Origin of the sequence: Citrobacter sp. TBCS-15, assembly GCF_005280815.1 — a bacterium.
GTDB classification, from domain to species: domain Bacteria; phylum Pseudomonadota; class Gammaproteobacteria; order Enterobacterales; family Enterobacteriaceae; genus Citrobacter; species Citrobacter werkmanii.
The window spans coordinates 118,484-141,579 of record NZ_SZWK01000292.1 but is presented as its reverse complement, the minus strand read 5'-3'; the positions used below and the strand labels follow the sequence as shown (position 1 = coordinate 141,579).

At 50.9% G+C, this 23,096-nt stretch carries 17 protein-coding genes; 14 read left to right on the top strand and 3 right to left on the bottom strand.

All coding sequences use genetic code 11. The features are described from left to right. Positions 1-1,054: 1,054 nt before the first annotated feature. A complete protein-coding gene (locus FDW96_RS18325; RefSeq protein ID WP_042310296.1) occupies positions 1,055-1,312 on the top strand; it encodes a YjhX family toxin in 258 nt (85 codons plus the stop codon). Positions 1,313-1,322: 10 nt separating this feature from the next. Beyond that, positions 1,323-2,069: a cyclopropane-fatty-acyl-phospholipid synthase family protein gene (locus FDW96_RS18320; protein WP_042310298.1), complete on the top strand. Its 747-nt coding sequence runs from the start codon at positions 1,323-1,325 to the stop codon at positions 2,067-2,069. A 43-nt stretch (positions 2,070-2,112) separates the two neighbouring features. Here the strand turns inward: FDW96_RS18320 and FDW96_RS18315 are convergent, their stop codons facing one another. After that, the gene (locus FDW96_RS18315; protein ID WP_042310300.1) at positions 2,113-2,688 is read right to left on the bottom strand and encodes a DJ-1/PfpI family protein; all 576 of its coding nucleotides are present in this window, start codon (positions 2,686-2,688) and stop codon (positions 2,113-2,115) included. A 618-nt stretch (positions 2,689-3,306) separates the two neighbouring features. On the opposite strand from FDW96_RS18315, the gene FDW96_RS18310 reads away from it, so the two are divergent. Genes FDW96_RS18310 through FDW96_RS18290 form a run of 4 tightly spaced genes read left to right on the top strand, consistent with a single transcriptional unit; the run spans position 3,307 to position 10,895 of the window. Then, positions 3,307-4,998 (top strand): dynamin family protein, encoded by a 1,692-nt coding sequence (locus tag FDW96_RS18310; protein WP_252362878.1) that lies wholly within the window; start codon positions 3,307-3,309, stop codon positions 4,996-4,998. Positions 4,999-5,019: 21 nt separating this feature from the next. After that, positions 5,020-7,194 carry a dynamin family protein gene (locus tag FDW96_RS18300; RefSeq protein ID WP_061383028.1) on the top strand — a complete coding sequence of 725 codons (2,175 nt, stop codon included), beginning with the start codon at positions 5,020-5,022 and terminating at the stop codon, positions 7,192-7,194. A gap of 1 nt (position 7,195) precedes the next feature. Beyond that, on the top strand, positions 7,196-8,413 hold the full coding sequence (locus FDW96_RS18295; RefSeq protein WP_137366101.1) for a dynamin family protein: 1,218 nt from the start codon (positions 7,196-7,198) through the stop codon (positions 8,411-8,413). After that, positions 8,406-10,895 (top strand): CFI-box-CTERM domain-containing protein, encoded by a 2,490-nt coding sequence (locus tag FDW96_RS18290; protein ID WP_042310307.1) that lies wholly within the window; start codon positions 8,406-8,408, stop codon positions 10,893-10,895. Before FDW96_RS18295 ends, FDW96_RS18290 begins: the two co-directional genes overlap by 8 nt. 119 nt (positions 10,896-11,014) lie before the next feature. Here FDW96_RS18290 and FDW96_RS18285 read toward each other — a convergent pair whose 3' ends face one another. Continuing rightward, positions 11,015-12,403 carry an APC family permease gene (locus FDW96_RS18285; protein ID WP_042310309.1) on the bottom strand — a complete coding sequence of 463 codons (1,389 nt, stop codon included), beginning with the start codon at positions 12,401-12,403 and terminating at the stop codon, positions 11,015-11,017. Positions 12,404-12,746: 343 nt separating this feature from the next. Further along, positions 12,747-14,165, bottom strand: a complete 1,419-nt coding sequence (locus FDW96_RS18280; protein ID WP_042310310.1) for a glutamine synthetase family protein — start codon at positions 14,163-14,165, stop codon at positions 12,747-12,749. Between the two features lie 211 nt (positions 14,166-14,376). Here FDW96_RS18280 and puuD point away from each other — a divergent pair, with 211 nt between their 5' ends. The 8 genes from puuD (at position 14,377) to hyaD (ending at position 23,091) form a co-directional block, all read left to right on the top strand. Next, on the top strand, positions 14,377-15,141 hold the full coding sequence (gene puuD, locus FDW96_RS18275; protein ID WP_003838709.1) for a gamma-glutamyl-gamma-aminobutyrate hydrolase: 765 nt from the start codon (positions 14,377-14,379) through the stop codon (positions 15,139-15,141). A 25-nt stretch (positions 15,142-15,166) separates the two neighbouring features. Then, complete coding sequence (gene puuR / locus FDW96_RS18270) at positions 15,167-15,724, top strand: HTH-type transcriptional regulator PuuR (protein WP_038637926.1); 558 nt, start codon at positions 15,167-15,169, stop codon at positions 15,722-15,724. 138 nt (positions 15,725-15,862) lie between these two features. Continuing rightward, entirely contained in the window at positions 15,863-17,350 is a 1,488-nt protein-coding gene (gene puuC / locus FDW96_RS18265; protein ID WP_137366100.1) for an aldehyde dehydrogenase PuuC, read from the top strand. Positions 17,351-17,352: 2 nt separating this feature from the next. Continuing rightward, positions 17,353-18,633, top strand: coding sequence for an FAD-binding oxidoreductase (locus FDW96_RS18260; RefSeq protein ID WP_079225333.1), 1,281 nt, complete (start codon positions 17,353-17,355; stop codon positions 18,631-18,633). A 208-nt stretch (positions 18,634-18,841) separates the two neighbouring features. After that, positions 18,842-19,969: a hydrogenase 1 small subunit gene (gene hyaA, locus FDW96_RS18255; RefSeq protein ID WP_137366099.1), complete on the top strand. Its 1,128-nt coding sequence runs from the start codon at positions 18,842-18,844 to the stop codon at positions 19,967-19,969. Further along, a complete protein-coding gene (gene hyaB, locus FDW96_RS18250; protein ID WP_137366098.1) occupies positions 19,966-21,759 on the top strand; it encodes a Ni/Fe-hydrogenase large subunit in 1,794 nt (597 codons plus the stop codon). Before hyaA ends, hyaB begins: the two co-directional genes overlap by 4 nt. 19 nt (positions 21,760-21,778) lie before the next feature. Beyond that, positions 21,779-22,513 (top strand): Ni/Fe-hydrogenase b-type cytochrome subunit, encoded by a 735-nt coding sequence (gene hyaC, locus FDW96_RS18245; RefSeq protein ID WP_137366097.1) that lies wholly within the window; start codon positions 21,779-21,781, stop codon positions 22,511-22,513. Further along, positions 22,510-23,091 (top strand): hydrogenase 1 maturation protease, encoded by a 582-nt coding sequence (gene hyaD, locus FDW96_RS18240; protein WP_042310325.1) that lies wholly within the window; start codon positions 22,510-22,512, stop codon positions 23,089-23,091. Before hyaC ends, hyaD begins: the two co-directional genes overlap by 4 nt. The last annotated feature ends 5 nt before the right edge of the window (positions 23,092-23,096 follow it).

Genomic DNA, 23,096 nt, shown 5'->3' with positions numbered 1-23,096 from the left:
GTTTACTGCTATTTCCCATGGTGTTTAGCTAACAGAAATCATAAACGGTACTCGTAAGCCTAAGAGATAATAGAAATCATTTAGACTCCACTCATCCATACCGGCCTAAGATATACCATCGCTATATTTTTTTAATGAACGAATACTGTAACTGCAACATGCAACCGTTTGCACTTCTCTAGAAATAGCCACTTAGCGCACTAAAATCCGTGAGCAAACTCACAATTATATCAATAGCAAAAATTTCTATCATACTGAAAAACCGTGAATTATAAGAAATACTATATAGTCCCTTGGTAAATAGATTCATTATGATACTATTCGACATTACCTTATTATCGATGGATAATACTTCCCTAACCATTAATTTTAAACATTACCCACCATAATATTTGTATATATTGGTGATTAATAAAATCCTGCACCGGCAAAAAAAACCTCTGCCCTGAGAAGAGATTCAGGGCAGAGGTAATACGGGTGTTAAGGACAGATTTATAGTTTTAGTGATAACGGAAGAGCTTCTTGCGGAACCGAGTATACACAACTCGCAACATTAAGAAAATTCTTAAAATTGATTAATCGCAAACTCGGTAGAAAATTATTAAAATAATAAAAAATACCTTATCAAAAAGGCAAATAAAATCTCGCGAATATTAACCCATACTAATCAATTACATGGTACTGAATGCGCTCAATATGCTGAGTTACCATAGATATCACGCTATGCACAGACAGAATATCAAATTAATTTAATACTTTAATAAATGTCTCACATAACGAAAATTTGCAGTTAATAAAGTCACTAAACGCAATAACTCGTTATAGATCACATTTTATGTACAAGGAGTTTTCTCTGGAGATTCTGGCTGGTATGATTCATCAGGTAAATACCTTTCAACTCAACCCGAGGCTTTGATGCTGGAGAATGTAATCATCAGATAATCAGCTTACCGACCTTTTCAGGCCGGACTGGTTATCAATGCGCCGAAATCGAATGCGGACACCGCAGTGTGTTTGCACGTTTTGCACATGATGATTAAACAGGTTTTCCAGTATGAATTTATCCCGTCAGGAACAACGTACCTTACACGTTCTCGCCAAAGGTGGCCGTATCGTTCACGTCCGCGACGCCTCAGGCCGCGTCACCTCCGTCGAATGCTACAGCCGCGAAGGACTACTGCTCTGCGACTGCACCCTCGCCGTGTTCAAAAAACTCAGAACCAAAAAGCTGATCAAATCTGTCAATGGTCAGCCCTATCGCATCAATACTACCGGGCTGAACAACGTTCGCGCCCAACTGGATAATCGCTAAGGAGAGAGAGATGGATATCCCCAAAATTTTTACTATCAGCGAAAGCGCTCATCGCATCCATAACCCGTTCACCGCGCAGAAATACGCCACGTTAGGCCAGGTGCTGCGCATGGAACCGGGTACCCGCATTCTGGATCTCGGTAGCGGCTCAGGAGAGATGTTGTGCACCTGGGCGCGCGATCATGGCATTTTCGGCATCGGTATCGATATGAGCCAGCTGTTTAGCGAACAAGCAACGCTGCGTGCAGCAGAACTGGGCGTCAGTCAGCAGGTGAGTTTTGTCCACGCCGATGCAACGGGCTATGTCGCTGAAGAAAAATGCGATATTGCCGCCTGCGTGGGCGCAACCTGGATTGCAGGCGGCGTCACCGGAACGGTCAGACAACTGGAGCAGAGTCTTAAGCCTGGTGGAATCATACTCATCGGTGAACCGTACTGGCGTCAGATGCCCGCAACGGAGGAAATCGCCCAGTCCTGCGGCGCGACCGCTGTCGCCGATTTTCTTTCCCTGGCGGAACTCATTTCTTCTTTTGACCCGCTCGGCTATGACGTGGTTGAAATGGTTCTGGCTGACCAGGAAGGTTGGGACAGGTACGAGGCGGCAAAATGGTTGACGATGCGCCGCTGGCTGGAAGCTAATCAAAACGATGAGTTTGCACCGGAAGTCAGGGAGCAACTGAGAAGTTCACCCGGACGCCACGTCACCTTCACCCGAGAATACATTGGTTGGGGCGTGTTCGCACTCATGAAGAGGTAAGCTGTGCGGTCGGTATAACCGGGAGGCTATACCGACTTTCTCATCACTTTGCCGCTGACTGCATTAATACTTCAACAAATTTAGCCAGCCACTGCGGATGCGCGGGCCAGGCTGGCGCAGTCACCAGATTACCGTCGACGTGGGCTTGATCAATGCCGATATCCGCATAATGTCCGCCGCTCAAACGCACTTCAGGCGCGCAGGCCGGATAGGCGCTACAGGTACGATTTTCTAATATTCCTGCTGCCGCCAATAATTGAGGACCATGACAGACGGCGGCGATAGGTTTACCCGCCGAGTTAAAATCCTGTACCAGTTGAATGACATCCGGGTTCAGCCGGAGATATTCCGGAGCACGCCCGCCGGGGATCACCAACGCGTCATAATCGACGGCCCGCGCTTCGGCAAAATTCGCATTCAACGTAAAACGGTGTCCCGGTTTTTCGCTATAGGTTTGCGCCCCATCAAAATCATGAATCGCGGTTTGAACGTAGTCACCCTGGCTCTTATCCGGACAGACTGCATCAACACGATGGCCCAGCATTTGCAACGCCTGGAAAGGAACCATCGTTTCATAATCTTCGACATAATCGCCAACCAACATCAGTATCTTCTTCATTCACGTCCCCCACTCACAGTGATTAATGATGAGAAATAGCGGCCATCTTTACTATAGCCCACGCGTATCCCGACATTAATAAATACAGCAGAACATTCGGTCAGATCACAATCTACTGCAAGTCCGTCAGATGACGACCTTAGCATAAATGGCATGACATAATTCAGCTAGTAAATATATAGCAAAGTAATTTTAACATTAACCTCAATAATATTAAGTGGGTTATTTATTATGTTATTTCGCTTATGTCAGGTAAAGTATGCGAAAGCTATTTCTGTGATGAAAAAATGTACGTTCGTCAGGCTTCATAGGGGGCGGCAAAGACGTACGCCAGTCGCCTTCCCTGTCTGTAAAACAGTATCAATCATTAAAATATCATCCATACCACCAGTCCGCGTTTACACTGATAATTTCTGACTTTCAAGGCAACACATAAAATTTTCCAGATAAAATATATTTTTGCTACCTGGGTAGCAGAATTTTCTATAAATTTCGTATCCATTTTTCTGCAGTATCCCGCCGCCACAGACATTATAAAGAAATAATTATAATTAGAAGACAGTGGGTGATTCTCGTTTTAATATGCTTATAGCTTATTGATAAATGGAAAGGTTGAACATGTCTGATGCATTGACAGGACCGTTAACGCGCCTTATCGGCATAAGTAAAGAATTTGAATCTACCGCACCTCAAATTCCCAATGATTTATGCTCACAATTACATCAACTCAAGAATTTTTCCGCCTATGTGCCGCTAATTGGAATCTTTAGCGCGGGAAAATCATCTCTCCTCAATCTCTGGCTGGGGCAGAATATATTACCCGTTGACCAGGCACCGACCACAGCATTAGCAACTGAACTGCGGTATGGCGAACAGCAGTCTTTGATTATTACTTTGGCTGATGGCACTGTCAGAGAAGTACACTATGCACCGCAAAATGCGCAGGAGGTAAATAATGACGCAACTCAGGAGGATCAGTTTGCCTGCTTAACCTTTCCTTCCTCTCGTCTTCGTGATTTGCAAGGGCTTATTCCGGTAGATATGCCGGGAGTCGATTCCGGAATAAAACGTCACGTTGATGCCTTTTATCGCTATGCAGAGCGTGGCGCCGCATTCGTTGTGGTCGTTTCTGCAGAAAGCGGAACGCTGCACGCCAGCCTTGCGGCTGTTCTCCATGAAATTGCTCTCCAGCCTGTTCCTGTAATCCTTGTCTTGACCAAGTGCGATAAGTCAACGCCAGAATCGTTGGAAAACGTAGAAGAAGAAATAGCAGGCAGACTTAGCGACATGGGATGTCCGCCGCAGATCGTCATGCGAGCAAGTCGTAACGATCAAGATACAGCCGAACGTCTGCAGAACGCTTTACTCCAGTTAAATGTTCAGGATCTTAAAATAACCCATTTCGCTGGACAGATTCTGTCGTCAGCATCTCGTCTAAAAGATCATATCGTTATGCTGCGCAAAAGCAGCACGCTGGATCCCAGCGCCCTGGACGCACAAATTTATCAGTACGAGCGAGCTTATCAGGAGTTGAACGACTCTCTGGCTCGCCAGAAACGCCGTCTTTCCGGGACTCTTCGTCAGGAAACGATGGATAAAGTCAGCGGAGATGTACATAACGCATTGGTGAGAAATCTTGACGTATTATATGACTGCCTTGCCCAGGGAGAGGATATTTTCCAGACCCGTACGGCAGCGATTATAAGCGATGTCTATCGCACTTCCCTGAACCAAGCTCTGCAAGTCAATCTCTCAGACATCATCATGAATATGCAAAATGAGACCGGTGGTGACAACATTGATATTGGCAGTATTCTGCAAAATGGTTCGCAGACGGCAGTACTGGTTCTGGAAACCCTGGCAACCGTCAGTAAGGGAAGTCGCTGGTATAAACTTATCTCCACAGCCCTTGCAGTAACCACTTCCGTTATCAACCCTATTGTCGAGTTATTGATCATTTTCTTACCGGATATTATTAAGTTTTTTTCCGATCCGGAAGAACGTAAGCGAGAACTTGTTAAGCAAAACTTATTGGAGAAAGTCTTCCCTGAAATCCGGCACCGGGCACGTGAAGCGCTCGCCGATATATTGCCAGAAATTGAGCTGGAACTGATCGCCAGTCTTGAGGAAGAGTGGCGTACCCGGATAGAAGAGAGCCGCAGGGCGCTTGAGTGTTGCCGTGAAGAAAAGCGCCAGCACGAAGCTGAGTGGCTTGCCCGGCAAGATAGCTGGTCCGCACAAATTGATGGCGTACGAAATATCATGCGGGAAATAGAACAACTGCAAAACTCACCAACTGTACATTCATAATATCTTCAGGGAAGATGAATCATGAACCAACTCACCCCACGCGAAAATATTCACGCGTTTATGCAAACGCTGGAAAACGTCTACACCCAGTTGTCACTTCACAAAGGCTTTCTGCGTGAAGAGGGGCTTTTTCAGCTAAACCAAATACTCGCGAACATGCGCCGCAGCCTCGCTGCTGAAGACGAAGCCAGTAAACTATTGCGCATCGGTATTGTGGGTTCGGTAAAAGCAGGGAAATCTACATTTCTTAATGCTCTTCTGTTCAATGGACAGAATATTTTACCGAAAGCAGCGACACCGATGACGGCTTCACTTACCCGTCTACGCTATGCCCAGGAACAATGCGCAAAGCTGGTTTTCTACTCCCCAGAGGACTGGCAAGATATTGAAAGCGACGCCGAAACTGCTGAGAGTATGATTGCCAAAAAGTTGGCAGAAGCGCGTGCTCATCACGCCAATAATCTGCGAAACAGCTCCATTCACTTCAACGAAGAAAGAGTTCGCAAAAGTATTATCCACGAGCTTCCCCCCGAATTAGCCGCTTGTCGCGAACTCAAAAAAACCGCTGAAAAAGAAGGGCTGGATGTTTACAGCGAACTGGAAAAGGGAGAGCAGATTATCCCTTTTGACAACCTGAGCGAAATCCAGGCAAAACTCAGTGAATACATCGGATCTCATGGGCGTTTAACCCCACTCGTTCGCCATGTTGAGTTAAACCTTAATCATGACGTACTCCGCGATATCGAAATTATCGATACGCCAGGCTTGAACGATCCTGTGGTATCCCGTAGTCGGGAAACGATTAATTTCCTCTGCCAATGTGATTGCGTCATGATTCTCTCTTATGCGGGAGAATTTCTATCCAAGCAGGATATGGACCTTATTAAACATAAATTAGTCAATGATGGCATTCTTCATCACACCATTATCGCCAGTAAAATGGATTTGGCGATTCAGGATCATCGCGGCCAGAAAACCTTTTTTAAGGATGCCTTTATGGCGACACGACAAAACGTCGTCAGCACCATGAAAGGTCGGTTTGACTCTCAGGAACCGGTCCTGGTTTCGGCTTTGCTGGAAGGTATCGCATGGAAAATGGAACAACAGTTACCTTTAAGCGAGGAAGAGCAACTCACCCGAGATAACCTGGCAAGCTTTACTAACGCCCCACATGAAGCGAAGGATTTTCGCTCCGTCGCGGGATTAAAAAGAGTTCGCCAGGAACTGGAGCAGTGTCGGGAGAAAAAAGATCAGATCAAATACTCACATCAGATTGATTTGATCCGTGGTAAAAAAAGCGAACTTCGCAACTGTCTTAAAAATCTCGAAACCTCTGCCCTGAGCGATAAAGAGACGCTTTCGTCAGTTGATCTGGAAACCCTACAGTCAGGGATGAATGCGCTAAATCAGAGTGTTAAGAAAATTGACGCTGATATTCATGTCCATTTCAGTACAGCCGAGTTGCAGATGCACCGGGAGTTTGAACGTCTTAAATTACGTATTATTGGACTTATTGATAATTATCGTGAACTGAATGTCAGTAGTAGGAGCCATGATGAAGATCGCTCCACAACCAGCGGTATGTTCTTCTGGAAGAAAACCCATACCCGAATTGTGTCTGTAACTGAGTATCAGGCAGAAATTTCAGATATTATCAATACGTTACGGCGATATACTAACAACGTCGGAGCGGAAATCATTACCGCCTATGAACATTTTACGCCGCTGGATACCTTAAAGGCACAGTTGAAAAAACATGTACTTGAAGCCTTCCACGAGGCAGATGTCACCTTCAGTAAAGAAACTATTCTTGGGCCATTACAAATAAGCCTTGATAAGCTGCGTATCACTCCTCCCCATTACGAGCCACAAGCCGAGATCGACAGTATTGTGAATAAATTCGGTGCCAGCGTTAAGAATGAAGATATTGCCGAGCTAAAAGTGGCCCTGGAAAAGGCATTAGACAGCATAAGCAAGAAAATCAGACATACGCTTGATGAACAACAGGCTAGTTTTATCAGAACTCTTCATCAGCAAAATGACATGTTTGTTGGCGATATCAGCAAGTCTATCCAAAGTAATCTCGATAAGCTCTCAGCCCAATACAATGATAAGCAAAGTAATATTGCTCACTATGACGAAACGATAACACGACTACGAGAATTACGTGCCGAATTATCACATCTGGAGGTGTGAGGTGGATTTTGATGATTTATTCACAGATGAAATACCTCCAGACATTGCAGGCGATAGCATACTGGAGAAAGATAGCGCATTGGCGCTACTACTACGCCTGTATGCTAACAACACGCAAAATCAGAAGCATTTCGCGCATTTACGACGCAGCCTACAAGAGTATCTGCCAGAAATTATCAGCCGAGATGCGCTGACTGATGAACGTGAACGTAACCTGGTCAATGCATTTCGTACCTTAAGCGTGAAATTCGTCGAACAAGCGCAACTTCCGCAGCTTAAAAACAAGTGTCTGGTCGGCGTGGGAGGACGTTTTAGCGCAGGAAAATCGCAATTTATCAACACGCTGACCGGTCGACGCCACCTTCCAACAGGCCAGCGCCCAACGACGGCGGTAGCAACCTATTTGGTTAGTCAGGAATGCCCATCCATCACGGCTTATACAGCGAATGAAACGCGAGTTCCCCTCGAAGCGGAAGAGTTGGAAAGCATTGCCCATGTTTTTTTTGATAGCTACGGGCTGGGTTTCTCCGATATTCTCAAAAAAATAGTCATTGGGCAGCCAGATTTCCCGTGGCCGAATATCGCGCTGCTTGATACTCCAGGATATAACAATGACGATGAAGAAAACCGGGGAGATCGGTTGTTTGATGAAAAAATTGCCAGGGAGCACCTGAGCAATTGTGACTATGTTATTTGGCTGGCGACAGCCGATAATGGCTCATTAGGTCAGAGTGACATTACTTTTCTTCATTCCCTGCATTTAAGCCATCCTTGCCTGGTAGTATTAAACAAAGCAGATGGGAAAACCACAGACGATCTACACTGCATCATCAATACATTTAAAGACCAACTGGATAATGCCGGAATTGCGTATTGCGGCGTGACGGCCTTTTCATCAACGCTTAACACTGAGTATTTAGGCGCAACCCTGCTGCATGATTTTATTATCCAAGCCAGTAATGACCAACAGGCACGTCAGGATATGAGGCAAGAATTACTGAGTCTGCAGGCCGAATGGCAGCGGATGAATCGACATAAACGCGATGCACTAAACCAGATCAACGCACCAATCAAGCGCGGTATTGTGAAAAGTGAATCGCCACAATATATCCGATCGTTGGTCGAAGCCTACAGCCTGAACCACTCGCAGATCGCCGATCTCACTCGTCAGAATAAAGCCTTTAACCTTCAGATTGAAAAATTATTAAAATATGAATAAAGCGATGCCACATTTTCTTGATGAGCTGGTCAGCTTGCTACAGGATGATCCGCAACATGATACCTGGTCCACCCCATGGAAGCTGTTAAAAACCGCCTGCGATACACTTATCGAACAGCATTTATTACCCAGTAACTACCCGGAAAAAGCCGCACTTCAGTTAGCGCAACAACAAGCCCTTGATCGTCTCCAGGTCTTGCTGCGCTTTCCCCAGCTAATTAATCATCATGTAATCTGTTACATCGGCTTCAGAGGACATGAACGCGACACATTGCTGCCTGCTTTTACTCAATCCCGACGTTTCCACCGGGCGAATGATACAATTCCGACATTGATGAGCCGCACATACGCGCATGCCTGTCACGGCGGTATCACGCTTTATCAAAAGCGTTGCCCAATGAACGAATCAGCCATCCTTGATGCCTTCGAAAAAACACGACAGCATAAAGGGGAATTACATCATTTTATTTCCGCATTTGCACTCGCAGTACCCGGCGCAGGACCCGCAGTTACGCTGGTCGACATTCCGTACCGGGCTTCGCCGGACTCGCTCTATTTCAATGGATTTTTGGACGTTGCTGACACTATTGTCTTACCGGCCAGATCGCAATATCTGATAAAACGTACGCTGAATATACTTGAACAAACCGGAAGTACGGCGCAAATTCATCTGGTATCGATTGGTGATGGGCAATCCGCTGAACTAAAAAGCATGTTTCCAAAATTAGCCATTCAGGAAACGCTACCGCCTGAACGAACCTCTCTACGTCCTACGGTTAACAGCGGCATTTATCGCGAGCTTGAAGCTATTTTCGACGAACCACTGCTTTGGCTCGAAGGCGAGATAAAACGCAGTAAACAAATTATCGTTAACGCGAATGCTGATCTGGTGCAAAACGACACCGACCCGCAGGTCAGTGATGTTATCGAAACGATGATGCTACAAATGAAAACACAATGTGATGCGCTTGAAGAAGCTGCTCAACGCTATCGCCAGAGTCTGGATCAACTGTTAAGCCAGTGCAGAGAAGTTGAAACGCTTGTAGAACAACAACAAGCCCCAGCCCTGCCCGGAAAAGATGCTCATTCCACTCTGCGAGATCGAAAGTGGAAATATGCACAGCAGCGTTTTATTTCTTTGTGTTACGCGAAGCAAATAAGCAAGGCCACGCGTCTTGCCAGCGATATGCGTCTCGCTGGTTATCCTTATGTGAACATCCTTGAGCTCTTTATTAATGAACTCAACAATATGCCATTGAATAGCGCACATCTGGCAGAGCTGAGTGTGCTGAGTGGCTGCAAAAACGAATTTATTTATCGTGCCTGTCTGCATTTTCGCTCCGCGCTGAAGGTAAGCGATGCTGAAGCAGGTCAGCGCTATGCCGCAAATATTACATGCCGGACAGGTGAAGAATTTTATACGCTTGGCTGCTGGAAACTCACAACCCGCGCCAGCGAAGGCGAAAAAAACCTTCGTCGCGCTTATATGCTGGGCGAGCCCCTTGCCGGCGACCTTTTATTACGCTGCATAGATAAAAAATCCTCCGCCGAAGCTGAAACTACCCTGCGTTATCTGGCTAATGCCCTACATCCCGGCGCTAATTATCGCTTCGGATGCCAATTTATAAAAGATAATCGCCATGATAACGCTCATCTTCATTTACGTATTGCTGCAGCCTTAGGGCATCTGGATGCGCTTAAAATGATCGCCAGGATGGAGTACAACAAATATGCGCCGTCACAGGAAATGACCCCTGCGAGAAAAAATGCGCTCAGTATTTATCATTATCTCTGGCACACTACACGCGGGACTCAAGATAATAATGAGGTATTTCTGGATGACGATGATCGCTATATTTACGGCAGTTTGCTGCACTTACAAAAATCATTTACCGAAGCATATGCGATCCTTGAAAAATGCCATCAGGCCAGAGCCTGGACTTTATTAGGCAGGATGAACCACTATGGCGACGGTAAGCCGGTAAATCTCGATTTGGCGAGAGCCTATTATCAAAAAAGCGTCAGTGCTGGTGATAAAAGTGCAACAAAAATGCTAATGCGCCTGGAAGAGACCGCAAAAGCGAAAGCCCGCAGAGAAAATACCTACAACACGACTTACCAGCGTACGGAACATACTTCTTATTCCAGCTCCTCCAGTGACAGCAGCTGTTTTCTTACCACCGCAACCTGTCGCGTAATGGGTTATGAGGACGATTGCGAAGTTTTGCAATCCTTCCGCCATTTTCGTGACCACGTACTGCTTACGCAGTCTGAGGGCGAAAAATTGGTTGGTGAGTATTATCAAATTGCCCCCAGGCTCCTTGAAAAAATTGACGCAAGAGCAAATCCTCAAGCGATCTACCAATCAATGTGGGATGACTATATCAAACCGGGCTATGACCTCTTGCAGGCTGGGCGTCACCAGGAAGCAAAAGAACTTTATATAAAACTCGTTACAACATTAATGAAAACCTACCTTTAGTTAAGGTTAAGACTATGTAAACCCTGTGTTTAGAGCCTCGTTAACAGCTGTCAACGTTCAGAACGGGGGCGCATTCTGATGATGCGCCCCCGTTGGTACTACTTAAAACGACATGACCATTACTCCCAGGCCCGTTCGGTTTTCGCCGCATCAAACTGCGGCGGCGGCTTACGAAAACGTCCGGTCAGCCAGGCGAGATACACCAACCCTAACCCGGCCCATACCAGTCCCAGCGTCAGCGATGTCACCTCCAGATTGACCCACAGTACGGCAACCGTGGCGGCGCCAACCATTGGCAATACCAGAAAGTGTAATTTCTCCTGCCAGGTATGTTTACGCCCTTCACGACGCCAGAAGTGGTTAAACACAGACAAATTGACGAACGTAAAGGCCACCAGCGCACCAAAGTTAATCAACGCCGTGGCGGTCACCAGGTCAAAAAACAGGGCCGACAGCGCCACAATGCCGACCATAATGACGTTTAGCGCAGGGGTGCGCCATTTCGGATGGACATAACCGAAGTACTTCTCCGGGAAGACGTTATCGCGACCCATCACGTACAGCAAACGGGATACACTGGCATGTGACGCCAGGCCTGACGCCAGCGTATTCACAAAAGTCGTACACAGGAAAATGGACTGGAACAGTTTGCCGCCGACATACAGCGCAATCTCCGGCAGCGCCGCATCCGGGTCTTTAAAGCGGCTAATATCTGGGAAAAACAGCTGCATAAAGAACGAAGCGGCAATGAAGATCAACCCACCGTACAGGGCGGTGAGGAAAATAGCTTTCGGGATGGTACGCGCCGCATCCGGCGTTTCTTCAGAGAGCGTCGTCACCGCATCAAAGCCGAGGAACGAGAAGCAGACGATGGTCGCCCCGGTGATAATCGGGATCAAATGCGCATTCTGGCTAATAAATGGTTGCAGCGACCAGACGGTGCCGACCCCCTCGCCTTTATGCAGCCCTTGTACCACGAGGAAGATAAACACGGCGATTATCGCCACCTGCACCAGCACAAACAGCGCATTGAAGTTCGCCACCAGATTAACGCTTTTCAAATTGGCCGCGGTGAGGATCGCCACGAACATCACCACCCAAATCCATGGCGCAACCTCCGGGAACAGCGCGGAGAGGTAAATTTTCGCCAGCAGGACGTTAATCATCGGCAGGAAAAGGTAGTCAAGCAGCGACGACCAGCCAACCATAAACCCCACATGCGGATTGATGGCTTTTTGCGCGTAGGTGTAGGCCGAACCGGCCTGCGGAAACTGGCGTACCAGCTTACCGTAACTGATGGCGGTGAACAGCACGCCCGCCAGGGCCAGCAGATAGGAGGCCGGAACATGGCCATTGCTGACGCCCGAAACAATCCCAAAGGTGTCAAACACCGTCATCGGCGTGAGATAGGCCAACCCCATCACCACCACCTGCCACAGCTTCAGGGATTTTCGCAGCTGTGTTTTGCCCGGCTGGGCTGCAACGTCCACAGGAGAATTAGTCGACATAGCGATCCTCCCCGCATCGAGTCCAGGTCTGCGTTCGAAATGTCGGTAGCGCAAACCTGAGTCGTGTCGGGGTGGATCTCCAAAAGTAAGGGGTCAATGTCGTACGGCAAAGGTGTGGTCCGTACTTACTGCGGGAGCCATGGATGCTCACGCGGGGCTGGTTTTTAAACACTGGCATCATCACATTTCCTCGTCACAAACTCTGTCGGTTATCTGAAGACCCGTTGTCGCCCGCGCTCCATTACGCGACATCCGGGAAATGGCAGGTATTCCTGCAATTTTTACGGGCTGGCTCCGCTCAGCCCGCATGATGCGACTTCTTTTTCAATGGCCTGTACGACGGTCAGGCGTTTTTCAACATCCACTCAATTTCGGTGTCGGTGATAAGACGTTCAAACTGGATTAATTCATCGTTTTTACAGGCGTGATACACGTGGCTAAAACGCTCACCCAATAATTCACGCAGACTGTCGTTTTGCATAAACTCCCACAGCGCATCGCTCTGACGGATCGGGAACGGCAAACCCTCCTGCTCCAGTCCGTTGCCTTCCACCTCTTCCTGTAACGGCAGCTCGTTATCCAGACCATGGAGGATCCCGGCCAGAATGGTCGACATCACCAGATAAGGGTTGGCATCAGCCCCCGCCACACGATATTCAACCCGATGATTATCACGATCGCCGCAGGGAATGCGCAGTGCCACCGTACGGTTGTTATGCCCCCAGGAAGCCTGAGTCGGGACGTACATCCCAGGTTGGAAGCGACGATAAGAGTTCACATTTGGCGCCAGCAGCGCCATCGACGCGGGCATCAGATCAATCATCCCGGCAAGCGCCCGCTTAAGCAACGCGGAGTCATCGCCATTCACATCGGCCAGCACGTTCTCGCCTTTGTTATTCATAATGCTGATGTGGATATGCATCCCGCTACCGGCATGCTCCTCATAAGGCTTTGCCATAAACGTGGCGTGCATCTTATGTTTTTCCGCCACCAACCGCACCAGCCGCTTCAGCGCCAGCGCATCGTCACAGGCGTCGAGTACGTTATCGGTATGGATAAGATTGATTTCAAACTGACCAGGCGATGCTTCGGCCACCGCACCGTCGGCCGGGATCAACTGCAGACGGGCCAGTTCGTCGATATCGTTCAGCACATCAGCAAAATGGTTCAGATTATCAACAGAGTAAACCTGACTTTGGGTATTACGATCGTCCGTTCCCGGCGCGCATGGCGGCTGCAGATAACCTTCCGGATCGCGCTTGCGATCGAGTAAATAGAACTCCAGCTCTACCGCTACGACGGGGAACAAACCGCGCTGGCGAAGTTTCTGCCAGAGTCGGTTGAGAACGTTCCGCGGCTCAACGTCAAAGGGAGCGCCATCTTCATCCAGCATTGTCAGCATCATCTGCCCAATAAATTCCGGATCGGCGGCCGAAGGGGTTAACGTTCCGAGCACCGGCACACAGGTCCTGTCAGGCTCGCCAAGTTCTTGTCCTAACCCCGCCTCTTCCACCACATTGCCCAGAATGTCCATCGCGAACACCGATGCCGGAAAATAACAGCCCTTCTCTAACTTAGACAATCCCGACACGGGAATGCGTTTACCGCGAAAACAGCCGTTCAGGTCGGTTAACAGCACATCGACAAACTGCGTGTTGGGATAGCGTTCCAGATATTGCTTCACTTCGCGCGCAAACGCGCTACTTCGCCTCTCTTCAGAATGCTGCACAAAATTCTCAACTTCTACGATATTGGTTTCCATGATTCACCGCCGTTGGCCTGGTAAGCTTTCTGTGATTTGACTGTTAAATATAATGTCCACCCTTCGACTCTGGATGCAAACAATTTGTTTGTCAAATGTTAAATTAAGTTTGCTAGAAGGTTATTACGCTGCTAGATTGAGAAAATAATGAACGGAATGGCACAACAAGGAACCGTTTGGCAATAATTTATTCCAAAACGTGAGGTCGATCATGGGCAATATATTTGACAAGCCAGTTATTGGTGTAGTGATGTGTAGGAACAGGCTTAAGGGTCACGAGACCCAGACTCTGCAAGAAAAGTACCTGAATGCGGTTTTGAATGCCGGTGGATTACCGATAGCGTTACCTCATGCGCTCGCGGAGCCAGAATTACTGAACGCGCTGTTACCAAAACTGGATGGTATCTTCCTGCCTGGAAGCCCAAGCAATGTGCAGCCGCACCTCTATGGTGAAAATGGCGATGAGTCTGACGCCGATCCGGGGCGTGATCTTCTGAGCATGGCGCTAATTACCGCCGGGCTCGAAAGGCGCATTCCCATTTTCGCCATCTGCCGGGGCTTACAGGAATTAGTTGTCGCCACTGGCGGGACTCTGTATCGTCGCCTGTGCGATCACTCGCAGTTCCTGGAGCATCGTGAAGATGCGGAACTCCCGGTGGAGCAGCAGTACGCCCCATCTCATGAAGTCCAGGTTCAACAGGGAGGATTGCTGTCGCAATTAATACCAGGTTGCAGCACGTTTTGGGTTAACTCCTTACATGGTCAGGGCGCAAAAACGCTCGGCCCGCAGCTGCGTGTGGAAGCACGATCGCAGGATGGATTAGTGGAAGCTGCCAGCGTTCACGACCATCCTTTCGCGCTCGGCGTGCAGTGGCACCCGGAATGGAACAGTAGCGAATACGCCCTGTCGCGTTTGTTACTTGAAGGTTTTATCACCGCTTGTCAGAACCACCTCGCTGAAAAACAGCGACTCTGACCACTACTGTTAAGGAAATGCAATTATGAGCGATGACGGCCTGGCGCCGGGTAAACGTTTGTCAGAGATCCGCCAGCAATTGGGTCTTTCGCAGCGTCGTGCCGCCGAACTGTCTGGGTTGACGCATAGCGCCATCAGCACCATAGAGCAGGATAAAGTCAGTCCTGCCATCAGTACGCTGCAAAAGCTATTGAAAGTATATGGGCTGTCGCTCTCCGAGTTCTTCGCGGAACCGGAAAAGCCTGACGAACCGCAGGTGGTTATCAATCAGGATGATTTGATTGAGATCGGGAGTCAGGGAGTATCCATGAAGTTAGTTCACAACGGAAATCCGAATCGTACGCTGGCAATGATGTTTGAAACCTATCAGCCAGGCACGACAACCGGGGAGAGAATTAAACACCAGGGTGAAGAGATTGGCACAATACTGGAAGGTGAAGTGGTTTTGACCATCAACGGTCAAACGTATCATCTTGTTGCAGGGCAGAGTTATGCCATTAACACCGGCATTCCACACAGCTTCAGCAACACTTCGGCAGGGATCTGCCGCATTATCAGTGCCCACACTCCCACCACATTCTAATAAGTAGCGGCCTGAGTTTCTCAGGCCTTCTTAAATAACGCGCATTAACAGGGTAAATCCCTGGGGCATCGTGCAGCCTGATTTTGCCTGAAAAAGATCAGCAGCGAACTTTATCTTATTGATATAAAAGGAGTAGCTATGAACTTTCAGAACCTTAAATATTGGCGTGAGAAAGCCAGTCATTATTCGCCGGAAACCCGTCTATTTATTAACGGCGAATATTGCGCCGCCGCCGATAACGAAACCTTTATTACTCAGGATCCGGCCGGACAGCGCCCACTCGCCAAAGTCGCCCGCGGCAAAAAAGCGGATGTGGATCGTGCGGTCACCGCCGCCCGCGCCGTCTTTGAACGCGGTGACTGGTCGCAGGCGTCACCCGCTGAGCGCAAGGCGGTTCTGCACAAGCTTGCAGATTTAATGGAGCAGCATCACGAGGAGCTGGCGCTACTGGAAACGCTCGACACCGGTAAACCGATTCGCCATAGCCTGCGTGATGATATTCCAGGTGCGGCGCGCGCCATCCGGTGGTACGCCGAAGCTATTGATAAAGTCTATGGCGAAGTTGCCACCACCTCGGTAAACGATCTGGCGCTGATTGTGCGCGAACCAGTGGGCGTGATCGCGGCTATCGTTCCGTGGAACTTTCCCCTGCTACTGGCCTGTTGGAAACTTGGCCCCGCGCTGGCCGCCGGTAACAGCGTGATCCTCAAACCCTCGGAGAAATCCCCGCTGACCGCCATTCGCCTTGCGGCGCTGGCTAAAAAAGCGGGTTTGCCCGATGGCGTTCTCAGCGTTGTTAGCGGATATGGTCACGAAGCGGGCCAGGCGTTGTCGCAGCATCCGGATGTCGATGTGATCACCTTTACCGGCTCAACCCGCACCGGCAAGCAACTGCTAAAAGATGCTGGCGACAGCAACATGAAACGCGTCTGGCTGGAAGCTGGCGGTAAAAGCGCCAACATCGTGTTTGCCGACTGCCCGGATCTAGCGAAAGCCGCCGCCACTGCCGCGGCAGGCATTTTCTACAACCAGGGTCAGGTCTGTATCGCCGGTACGCGTCTGCTGCTGGAAGAGAGTATTGCCGACGAATTTATCTCGCTGTTGAAAGAGCAGGCGAAAAACTGGCAGCCGGGCAACCCGCTGGATCCTGACACCACGATGGGCACGCTTATCGACAATGCGCATGCCGACACCGTGGACACCTTTATTCGCGACGGTGAAACGCAAGGCACGCTGGCGCTGGATGGCCGCAGCCATGTCCATCCGGCGGCTATCGGCCCGACGATTTTTGTCGATACCGCGCCGCAAGCCCACGTCAGCCGCGATGAGATCTTCGGCCCGGTACTGGTCATCACCCGTTTTAGCAGCGAAGCCGAAGCCCTGGCGCTGGCCAACGACAGCGACTACGGCCTGGGTGCCGCGGTCTGGACCCGCGATTTGTCGCGCGCCCATCGCATGAGTCGTCGCCTGAAGGCCGGTTCGGTCTTCGTGAATAACTACAACGACGGTGATATGACCGTGCCGTTCGGCGGTTATAAGCAAAGCGGCAACGGGCGCGATAAGTCCCTGCATGCCCTGGAAAAATTTAGCGAACTGAAAACCATTTGGATCTCCCTGGAGCCTTAATCATGACTGAACATACCAGCAGTTATTACGCCGCAAGCGCCAATCAGTACGAACCGTTTCCCACCCTTAGCGAATCGGTTAGCTGTGATGTCTGTGTCGTGGGCGGTGGCTATACCGGACTCTCCTCCGCCCTGCATTTAGCGGAAATGGGTTATGACGTGGTGCTATTGGAATCCGCGCGTATTGGTTTTGGGGCCAGCGGACGCAACGGCGGCCAGTTGGTTAACTCTTACAGTCGCGATATTGATGTTATCGAACGCAGTTACGGCCCGGATGCCGCCAAAATGCTCGGCAGCATGATGTTTGAAGGCGGCGATATCATTCGCGAACGCATTAAACGCTATCAGATTGACTGTGACTATCGCCCCGGCGGGCTGTTTGTGGCGCTGAACCATAAGCAGATGGAAACGCTGGAGGAGCAGAAGTCGAACTGGGAACGCTACGGCAACACGCAGCTTGAACTGTTAGACAGCAGCGAAATTCGCCGCGAAGTCAGTAGCGATCGTTATGTCGGCGCGCTGCTCGACCATAGCGGTGGTCATATTCATCCGCTCAATCTGGCAATTGGCGAAGCTAACGCTATTCGTCTGAACGGCGGACGCGTCTTTGAACAGTCGCCGGTCACCCGCATTCAGCACACCAGCCCGGCGGTGGTCAGCACGGAAAAAGGTCAGGTTACCGCCCGCTTTGTGATCGTGGCGGGCAACGCCTACCTCGGCGACAAACTGGAACCGGCGCTGGCAAAAAGCAGCATGCCGTGCGGCACGCAGGTGTTAACCACCGAACCATTGTCAGCTGAAATGGCGCGTTCGCTGATCCCAAAAAACTACTGTGTGGAAGATTGTAACTACCTGCTGGATTACTACCGTCTGACCGGCGATAACCGCCTGCTGTACGGCGGCGGCGTGGTCTACGGCGCACGCGATCCGAACGATATTGAACGCCTGGTGATGCCGAATCTGCTGAAGACCTTCCCGCAATTGCGGGGGGTAAAAATTGATTACCGCTGGACCGGTAATTTCCTGTTGACGTTATCACGCATGCCGCAGTTCGGCCGTCTTGATACCAATATTTACTATATGCAGGGCTACAGCGGTCACGGCGTGACCTGTACCCATCTGGCTGGACGCCTGATTTCCGAACTGCTGCGCGGGGATGCCGAGCGCTTTGACGCATTCGCCAACCTGCCACACTACCCGTTCCCGGGAGGCCGCAGCCTGCGCATTCCGTTTACCGCCATGGGGGCGGCCTATTACAGCTTACGCGATCGCCTTGGGGTTTAAGTTCTTCCGCGATAAACCCGACGCACAGGGCGGTCTCCCCTGTGCGTTTTTTTATTCCCGGTCGGTGAAAAACAGATAACAGTCACGAATATATCGCTATAGGACATAACCACACTCTTCGCATTGTTTCTCTCCTCTAATCGGATACGCTTTTTTAGATATCGCTGGCGGCGTGCGCCAGAACTCAACGGGGGAAGAAACGCGTGTTATGAATACGAATAATGAGGAGACCTTTTATCAGGCGATGCGCCGGAAGGGAGTGAGCCGACGCAGTTTTCTTAAATATTGTAGCCTCGCGGCTACATCGCTGGGGTTGGGAGCCGGAATGACGCCCAGAATTGCCTGGGCGCTGGAGAACAAACCCCGGATCCCGGTAGTCTGGATCCACGGGCTGGAATGCACCTGCTGCACCGAATCATTTATCCGCTCCTCTCACCCACTTGCCAAAGACGTCATCCTCTCTCTGATTTCCCTCGATTACGACGACACGCTGATGGCCGCCGCCGGAACGCAGGCCGAAGAGGTATTTGAAGACATTCTGCGCCAGTACCACGGCCGCTACATTCTGGCCGTCGAAGGTAATCCTCCGCTAGGTGAACAAGGGATGTTCTGCATTAGCGGCGGAAGACCCTTTGTGGAAAAACTCAAACGCGCCGCCGCCGGAGCCAGCGCGATTATCGCCTGGGGCACCTGTGCCTCCTGGGGCTGCGTGCAGGCTGCCCGGCCTAACCCCACCCAGGCAACCCCGATCGATAAAGTGATCACCGATAAGCCGATCGTGAAAGTCCCCGGCTGCCCGCCGATTCCTGATGTTATGAGCGCCATCATTACCTACATGGTCACCTTTGATCGTCTGCCGGAACTCGACCGTCTGGGGCGTCCACTGATGTTCTACGGCCAGCGTATTCACGACAAATGCTACCGCCGCGCCCACTTTGACGCCGGGGAGTTCGTCGAAAGCTGGGATGATGACGCCGCCCGCAAAGGCTATTGCCTGTACAAAATGGGCTGTAAAGGGCCAACCACCTATAACGCCTGCTCCACTACCCGCTGGAATGGCGGCGTGTCCTTCCCCATCCAGTCCGGTCACGGTTGTCTGGGATGTTCAGAGAACGGCTTCTGGGATCGCGGCTCGTTCTACAGCCGCGTGGTTGATATTCCACAGATGGGAACGCATTCCACCGCCGATACCGTGGGCCTCACCGCGCTTGGCGTCGTGGCTGCCGGCGTCGGCGTCCACGCAGTCGCCAGCGCCGTCAACCAACACAACCGCCACAAACAGCAATTAGCCGACACCAGACAGCAGTCGTCAGACAATGAGGATAAACAGGCATGAGCCATTCGTATCAAACCCAGGGATATACCTTAAACAATGCCGGTCGCCGTCTGGTTGTGGATCCCATCACGCGCATTGAAGGTCATATGCGTTGCGAAGTGAATATTGATGAGCAGAACATCATCACCAACGCGGTTTCTTGCGGCACCATGTTCCGCGGACTGGAGATCATTCTTCAGGGTCGCGACCCGCGCGACGCATGGGCATTTGTCGAACGAATTTGCGGGGTGTGCACCGGCGTACATGCCCTTGCCTCTGTCTACGCCATTGAAGATGCCATTGGCATTAAGGTGCCCGACAACGCCAACATCATTCGCAACATTATGCTGGCCACGCTGTGGTGCCACGACCATCTGGTGCACTTTTATCAGTTAGCCGGAATGGACTGGATTGACGTGTTGAATGCTCTGAAAGCAGATCCGCGCGCCACATCGCAACTGGCGCAGAGCCTTTCTGCCTGGCCGATGTCCTCACCAGGCTACTTCTTTGACGTCCAAAATCGGCTGAAGAAATTTGTCGAAGGCGGTCAGTTGGGGATTTTCCGCAACGGTTATTGGGGCCATCCGCAGTACAAGCTATCGCCAGAGGCTAATCTGATGGGCTTTGCCCACTATTTGGAAGCGCTCGACTTTCAACGCGAGATTATCAAAATCCATACGGTGTTTGGCGGTAAAAACCCCCATCCTAACTGGATTGTCGGGGGTATGCCGTGCGCTATCAATATCGATCAGAGTGGCGCAGTAGGCGCGGTCGATATGGAACGCCTGAACCTGGTGCAGTCGATCATCACCCGCACCGCTGACTTTATTAACAACGTCATGGTGCCTGACGCGCTGGCTATCGGCCAGTTCAATAAACCCTGGAGCCAGATTGGTACCGGGCTTTCTGATAAATGCGTTTTGAGCTACGGCGCGTTCCCGGACATCGCCAATGACTTCAGCGACAAAAGCCTGTTGATGCCAGGCGGCGCGGTGATTAACGGTGATTTTAACAACGTATTGCCTGTGGACCTCGCCGATCAGCAGCAAATTCAGGAGTTTGTCGATCACGCCTGGTACCGTTACCCGGATGATCAGTTGGGCCGCCACCCCTTCGAAGGCATTACCGAACCCTGGTATAACCCCGGCGATGTGAAAGGCAGCGATATTAATATCCAGCAGCTCAACGAGCAGGAACGTTACTCGTGGATCAAAGCCCCGCGCTGGCGGGGACACGCCATGGAGGTTGGGCCGTTGGCGCGCACGCTGATTGCCTATCACAAAGGGGATGCCGCGACGATTGAATCCGTGGATCGCATGATGTCGGCCCTCAAGCTGCCGCTGTCGGGCATGCAGTCGACGCTGGGCCGTATTCTGTGCCGGGCGCACGAAGCGCAGTGGGCCGTGAGCAAGCTGCAATACTTCTTCGACAAGCTGATGACCAACCTGAAAAACGGCAACCTGGCGACGGCGAATACCGAAAAATGGGAGCCAGCAAGCTGGCCGCAGCACTGCCGCGGGATCGGTTTTACCGAGGCGCCGCGCGGAGCATTAGGCCACTGGGCATCGATTCGCGACCAGAAAATCGATCTGTATCAGTGCGTGGTGCCAACCACCTGGAACGCCAGCCCGCGCGATCCAAAGGGACAAATTGGCGCTTACGAGGCGGCGCTGATGGGCACCCAAATGGCGATACCGGATCAACCACTGGAGATCCTGCGCACCTTGCACAGCTTCGACCCCTGCCTGGCCTGTTCAACCCACGTGCTTGGCGACGACGGCAGCGAACTGATCGCAGTCCAGGTTCGCTAAGCGTTGAGGAAAAGGAACGATGACTGGAAAGATATCCCCACGCGTCGGGGAGGCGCGTGATACTACCGTCAGCCACTATGTGTTTGAAGCGCCTGTCCGCTTGTGGCACTGGCTGACTGTAGGCTGCATGTTGGTTTTGATGGTGACCGGATACTTTATTGGCCGACCGCTGCCATCGGTCAGCGGCGAGGCCACCTATCTGTTCTATATGGGCGACATCCGGCTGGCGCATTTCGCCGCCGCCATGGTGTTCACGGTGATCCTGCTGATGCGCATTTACTGGGCCTTTGTCGGTAACCGTTATTCACGCGAGTTGTTTATTGTGCCGGTCTGGCGTCGCAGGTGGTGGCAGGGGGCGTTTTCGGTGGTGCGCTGGTATCTGTTTCTGGAAAAGAAACCAGGAGAGGATATCGGACATAACCCCGTTGCGCAGGCAGCGATGTTTGGCTATTTCCTGCTCTCCGTTTTTATGATCCTGACCGGTTTTGCCTTATACAGCGAGCATAGCCAGTACGCCATTTTCACTCCCTTCCGCTATGTGACGGAGTTTTTCTACTGGACCGGCGGCAACTCTCTCGATATTCACAGCTGGCACCGGCTAGGAATGTGGTTCATCGCCGCCTTCATCATAGGTCATGTGTACATGGCTATCCGCGAGGACATCATGTCCGACGATACCGTCATCTCGACCATGGTCAACGGCTATCGTAGCCACAAATTTGCCAAACGTCAGCGCAACAAGGAGGCGTCATGAGCGAACCTCACGTCATCGTGATGGGCTTAGGCAACCTGCTGTGGGCAGACGAAGGGTTTGGCATTCGCCTCGCGGAGCGCCTGTACGCCCACTATCACTGGCCAGAATGGGTAGAGATTGTCGATGGCGGCACCCAGGGGCTGAATCTGCTGGGCTACGTTGAACAGGCCAGCCATTTGCTGCTGCTGGACGCCATCGACTACGGACTCGCGCCGGGCACCCTGCAAACTTACGCCGGAGACAAAGTCCCGAGTTACCTCAGCGCCAAAAAAATGAGTCTGCATCAGAACAGCTTCTCTGAAGTGCTGGCTCTGGCGGATATTCGCGGCCATCTCCCCGCGCACATCGCTCTGGTGGGACTACAGCCGGTACAGCTGGACGACTATGGCGGCAGCCTGACCGACATCGCGCGCGCTCAGCTCCCGGCGGCAGAACAGGCCGCGCTTACGCAACTGGCCGCGTGGGGCATTACGCCACAGATAAGCGATGAAACGCGTTGCCTGAACTATGACTGCCTGTCGATGGAAAACTATGAAGGCGTGCGTATTCGCCAGTATCGCGTAACGCTGGAGGAATAAACAAT

Coding starts and splice junctions, on each gene's coding strand:
- FDW96_RS18290 (WP_042310307.1), top strand. CDS start 8,406: ATGAATAAAGCGATGCCACATTTTCTTGATGAGCTGGTCAGCTTGCTA.
- hyaA (WP_137366099.1), top strand. CDS start 18,842: ATGAATACGAATAATGAGGAGACCTTTTATCAGGCGATGCGCCGGAAG.
- FDW96_RS18300 (WP_061383028.1), top strand. CDS start 5,020: ATGAACCAACTCACCCCACGCGAAAATATTCACGCGTTTATGCAAACG.
- hyaD (WP_042310325.1), top strand. CDS start 22,510: ATGAGCGAACCTCACGTCATCGTGATGGGCTTAGGCAACCTGCTGTGG.
- FDW96_RS18310 (WP_252362878.1), top strand. CDS start 3,307: ATGTCTGATGCATTGACAGGACCGTTAACGCGCCTTATCGGCATAAGT.
- hyaC (WP_137366097.1), top strand. CDS start 21,779: ATGACTGGAAAGATATCCCCACGCGTCGGGGAGGCGCGTGATACTACC.
- FDW96_RS18260 (WP_079225333.1), top strand. CDS start 17,353: ATGACTGAACATACCAGCAGTTATTACGCCGCAAGCGCCAATCAGTAC.
- FDW96_RS18325 (WP_042310296.1), top strand. CDS start 1,055: ATGAATTTATCCCGTCAGGAACAACGTACCTTACACGTTCTCGCCAAA.
- puuD (WP_003838709.1), top strand. CDS start 14,377: ATGGGCAATATATTTGACAAGCCAGTTATTGGTGTAGTGATGTGTAGG.
- hyaB (WP_137366098.1), top strand. CDS start 19,966: ATGAGCCATTCGTATCAAACCCAGGGATATACCTTAAACAATGCCGGT.
- FDW96_RS18320 (WP_042310298.1), top strand. CDS start 1,323: ATGGATATCCCCAAAATTTTTACTATCAGCGAAAGCGCTCATCGCATC.
- FDW96_RS18285 (WP_042310309.1), bottom strand. CDS start 12,403: ATGTCGACTAATTCTCCTGTGGACGTTGCAGCCCAGCCGGGCAAAACA.
- puuC (WP_137366100.1), top strand. CDS start 15,863: ATGAACTTTCAGAACCTTAAATATTGGCGTGAGAAAGCCAGTCATTAT.
- FDW96_RS18280 (WP_042310310.1), bottom strand. CDS start 14,165: ATGGAAACCAATATCGTAGAAGTTGAGAATTTTGTGCAGCATTCTGAA.
- FDW96_RS18315 (WP_042310300.1), bottom strand. CDS start 2,688: ATGAAGAAGATACTGATGTTGGTTGGCGATTATGTCGAAGATTATGAA.
- puuR (WP_038637926.1), top strand. CDS start 15,167: ATGAGCGATGACGGCCTGGCGCCGGGTAAACGTTTGTCAGAGATCCGC.